This window comes from Bradyrhizobium acaciae (genome assembly GCF_020889785.1).
GTDB lineage: Bacteria > Pseudomonadota > Alphaproteobacteria > Rhizobiales > Xanthobacteraceae > Bradyrhizobium > Bradyrhizobium acaciae.
Genome location: NZ_JACMYK010000267.1, coordinates 1 through 3,698, shown reverse-complemented (window position 1 = coordinate 3,698; position 3,698 = coordinate 1). Strand labels below are relative to the sequence as shown.

Below are 3,698 nucleotides of genomic sequence, written 5' to 3'. Positions count from 1 at the left end.
CCGGGGTTGATCCAGCAGGCGTGGATGCGGCCGTCGAGACTGCCGCTCACCTTGCTGTCGATCTGGGCGCCGAACCGGGTCAGGCAGCGGAAGGCGGCCTGGACGTGGCCGCCGGGGCAGCCGAACCGGTCATAGAGGTCGAGATGGCGGAAGGCGGTGTCGAGGTCGTCGTTCCACATCAGGCGGACCACGCGGCGGCCCAGCCAGACGCATTCCGGGTTGCCGGCCGGGCCGTTGATGGCCTGTTGGGCCTCAACGAATTCCTCGACCTTGCGCTGGTTGGCCTCGCGCACGGCATTGGCATTGGCGTCAGGCTGTCCAGGCTGCTGTTTGGCCTGATCAGGCGGGTTCGGCGTGCCGCTCTGGGCGAACGCGCCGCCGGCTCCGTTCAGGAGCGCGAGACAGGCGACAACGCCGGTTACGGCAAGCTGGCGCAAAGCAGTGTTCTTCAACTCAAGCAGCCGTCGACGCATGCATTCCCCGATATGTTCCTGCCCCTGCGGGATCATCCTAACGGCTCGCGTGATGCCGTCCAAATAGGTCTCCAGTGCGGCGGAGACTCTGGCGGAATCCCATGACTGGAATTTGGTATTTTGTCCAGCAAACTCACAACTTTATCGATCCAGCGCAAAACTGTCGCAGGACAACCATGGTATTGACCTAATCCTACACTTGGCAGATGGGCTGTGACCGGCTAATTCGACGGTCCCCCGGAGGATGGAACCGATTTCGCTTCGTACGCCGCTGGCGCTTCTCCTGATCTCGCTCGCCGTGATTGCATCCGTGTGGTGGTGGCTCGCCACGCCGATTACACTCGCGCGTGCGCCGATCGATCCTGCCGCAAAACTGCAATGCGTGTCCTACACGCCGTTCCGCGGCGCCCAGACGCCGCTCGATCCGACCACGCAGATTCCCGTCGAGCAGATCGAGCAGGATCTGGCCGATCTCGCCAGGGTCACCGATTGCGTGCGGACCTATTCGATCGAGAACGGCCTCGACCAGGTCCCCGGCGTTGCGGCCAAGGTCGGGCTGAAGGTGATGCAGGGCATCTGGCTCAGCAGCAACCGCTTCAAGAACCTGCAGCAGATCGCCATCGCGGTGCGGCTCGCCAAGGAATATCCCGGTGTCGTGACCTCGCTGATCGTCGGCAACGAGGTGCTGCTGCGCGGCGAGATGACCGCCGCCGATCTTGCCGGCAACATCCGCGCGGTGAAGGCGGCAGCGGGCAATCTCCCTGTGACCTATGCCGACGTCTGGGAATATTGGGTGAAGAACCGCGAGATCTATGACGCGGTCGATTTCGTCACCATTCACATCCTGCCGTATTGGGAGGACATCCCGGTCAAGGCGAAGTACGCCGCGGCGCATGTCGACGATATCCGCAAGCGGATGGCGGCGACGTTCCCCGCCAAGGAGATCCTGATCGGCGAGACCGGCTGGCCGAGCCAGGGACGGATGCGGGAGGGCGCGCTGCCGTCGCGCACCAACCAGGCGCGGGTGGTGTCCGAGATCCTCGACCTCGCCAAGCGCGAGGGCTTTCGGGTCAACCTGATCGAAGCCTATGACCAGCCCTGGAAGCGCAAGCTCGAGGGCACCGTCGGCGGCAATTGGGGTCTGTTCGATTCGATCAAGCGGCAGGTGAAATATCCGCCGGGCGTTGCGATCAGCAACTATCCCGACTGGAAGCTGCAGATGGCGGGCGGCATGGCGCTGTCCATCGCCACCTTCTTTGTGGCCTGGCTGACGCTGCGGCGCAGGCCCTGGACGCCGCGGCCCTCCGCCTGGATCGCAGTCGCCATTTCGGCGACGACAGCGGGGGCGCTGCTCGGGATCGCCGGCGACAAGATGTATTACGAGAGCTACGGCGCCGGCGGCTGGCTGCACTGGGGCGTGCTGCTTGCCGCGGGCATTGCCGCGCCGCTGCTGACGGCGCATGCGCTGATCGCCGGACGCTCGTTGCCGACCTTCCTCGAACTGGTCGGGCCGCGCGACTATCGCGGCAAGGGCATGTTCGGCGCGGTGCTGGCAATCGTGCTGATCATCACCACGGTGATCGCGGCCGAAACCGCGCTCGGCTTCACCTTCGATCCGCGTTACCGCGATTTCCCCTATGCCTCGCTGACCATGGCGGTGGTGCCGTTCGCGCTGCTCACCATGCTCAACCGTCCGAAGGAAGGCATGCGGCCGCTCTCCGAGTCCGTGTTCGCCGGCCTGCTCGTGATCGCAGCCCTCTACACGATCTACAACGAGGGCACGATCAACTGGCAGTCCGACTGGACCTGTGTGATGTACCTCTTGCTCGCCGCTACGCTGTGGCGGGCGCGGGCCGCGCAAAACCCAGGATGAACAGCCCGATCGCAAGCCCCGACAGCACGACGTTGTAGAGCACGATCCCGAGCCCCGCAGCGATCAGGCCGACGGTGAGCAGCACGATCGACGGCCGCGTCAGGTTCAGCACCGCGATCACCAGCGCCGTGATCCCGAACACCGAGTTCTTGAACAGCACGGTCGACAGCGCGCGCGCCTTGCAGAGCATGGTCTGCGTGCCGGCATCGCAGGCCAGCGCGACGGGCGAGAATTCGATCGCCAGATAGCGCACGTACAGCGCGTAGCCGACGGTGACGAAGCCCACGACCAGCAGGAACTGGACCTGATAGGGGGAGAGGCGGAACGGAGGTTTTGTCATCGCGGCACTATGGTTGGGAACGGGGTCTGGGACAAGGCCGGGTCAGAGCAGCGAAATCAGTTGAGAATTTGACCGCAATCCCTTCGCCTCACACGATTATTGGCTGTTCCGCCGGAACATCGAGGAAATCGTCGTGGGCTCCGGCTTCTTTTCCTCGGCGACAGGCTGCTGCGGCGGCGCCACCGCACGCTTCGGCGCAAGCCGCCGGTGCGGCAGCGCAGGCCTGGGTCCGGGCGGCGGCTCATTCAGGGCGAGCCGCTGGCCGTCATAGATCGCCGTCTCGCAGGTCCGCTGGATCAGGCTGAGGCCGGCGCAGATCCTGGCGGCGGTCCCGGCGTCGTTCAGCGGTCCGGCCACCAGACGCAACTGCATGCCGAGCCCGTTGCCGTTTTCCTTGATGACGATGATCGGCCGCAGCGCGGCCAGCGGCGCGTTGGCCTTGGACTTCAGCAGGCCGCGCCACAGCGCGCGCAGTCCATTGACCGAATTTGCCGTGCCGAGATCGACACCGAACTCGGTGCGGTGGATCTGTGCCTTCGGCGCGCCGCCGTCGTCTTCCGCGTCGGCGTCCGGATCCGCAGTGATCACCAGCGGCGGGATCGGCGCGACACTGACATCGTTGGCGGTCGGCGGCTTGAGCGCTTCGACCGTCTTGTTGGCAGCGGGATCGAGTGATGCCACGCGCGGCTTGTCGATCACCGGTTTGTCCATGACCGGCATGGCGGAGGGCGGCGGCGCCGCGGCCTTGGTATCCTCGACGCCGGCTGCAACGGCGGCGCTCATCGGACTGGCAACCGATGCGCCGGTGGCAGCAGAAACCGGCGGCGAATTGTCGGAAGCTGACGGCTTCTCCGCTGCGGCCTGAGGCTTCGGCGCTGCTGCTGCGGTCTTCTTCTCGGTCGCCACGGTTCGTTCAACCGCCGCCACCGGCTTCTCGATCGTTGCCGGCGCCTTGCTGTCGGCCGATGCGGGCGCCTTGTCGGTCGCGGCCGGCTTGTCCGATGCCGCCGGC

Annotated in this window: 3 protein-coding genes and 1 pseudogene; 1 reads left to right on the top strand and 3 read right to left on the bottom strand. The window is 65.7% G+C overall.

Features of this window, described 5'->3' with window-relative positions; all coding sequences use genetic code 11:
• Nucleotides 1-473: beta-1-3, beta-1-6-glucan biosynthesis protein (locus H8A92_RS39940; RefSeq protein WP_229200732.1), on the bottom strand; the 473-nt coding region annotated here is incomplete at its 3' end.
• 244 nt (nucleotides 474-717) lie between these two features.
• Here H8A92_RS39940 and H8A92_RS39935 point away from each other — a divergent pair.
• Entirely contained in the window at nucleotides 718-2,346 is a 1,629-nt protein-coding gene (locus tag H8A92_RS39935) for a glycoside hydrolase family 17 protein (protein WP_229200731.1), read from the top strand.
• Here H8A92_RS39935 and H8A92_RS39930 read toward each other — a convergent pair.
• Both H8A92_RS39930 and H8A92_RS39925 read right to left on the bottom strand, forming a co-directional pair.
• Nucleotides 2,306-2,686 carry a hypothetical protein gene (locus tag H8A92_RS39930; RefSeq protein WP_229200730.1) on the bottom strand — a complete coding sequence of 127 codons (381 nt, stop codon included), beginning with the start codon at nucleotides 2,684-2,686 and terminating at the stop codon, nucleotides 2,306-2,308. The genes H8A92_RS39935 and H8A92_RS39930 overlap by 41 nt on opposite strands.
• A 96-nt stretch (nucleotides 2,687-2,782) precedes the next feature.
• Nucleotides 2,783-3,698 (bottom strand): annotated as a pseudogene (locus H8A92_RS39925) (hypothetical protein); the annotation flags it as partial.

What these genes read in the sequence shown, in the direction of transcription:
- H8A92_RS39935 (WP_229200731.1), top strand. Translation starts at nt 718, where the DNA reads ATGGAACCGATTTCGCTTCGTACGCCGCTGGCGCTTCTCCTGATCTCG.
- H8A92_RS39930 (WP_229200730.1), bottom strand. Translation starts at nt 2,686, where the DNA reads ATGACAAAACCTCCGTTCCGCCTCTCCCCCTATCAGGTCCAGTTCCTG.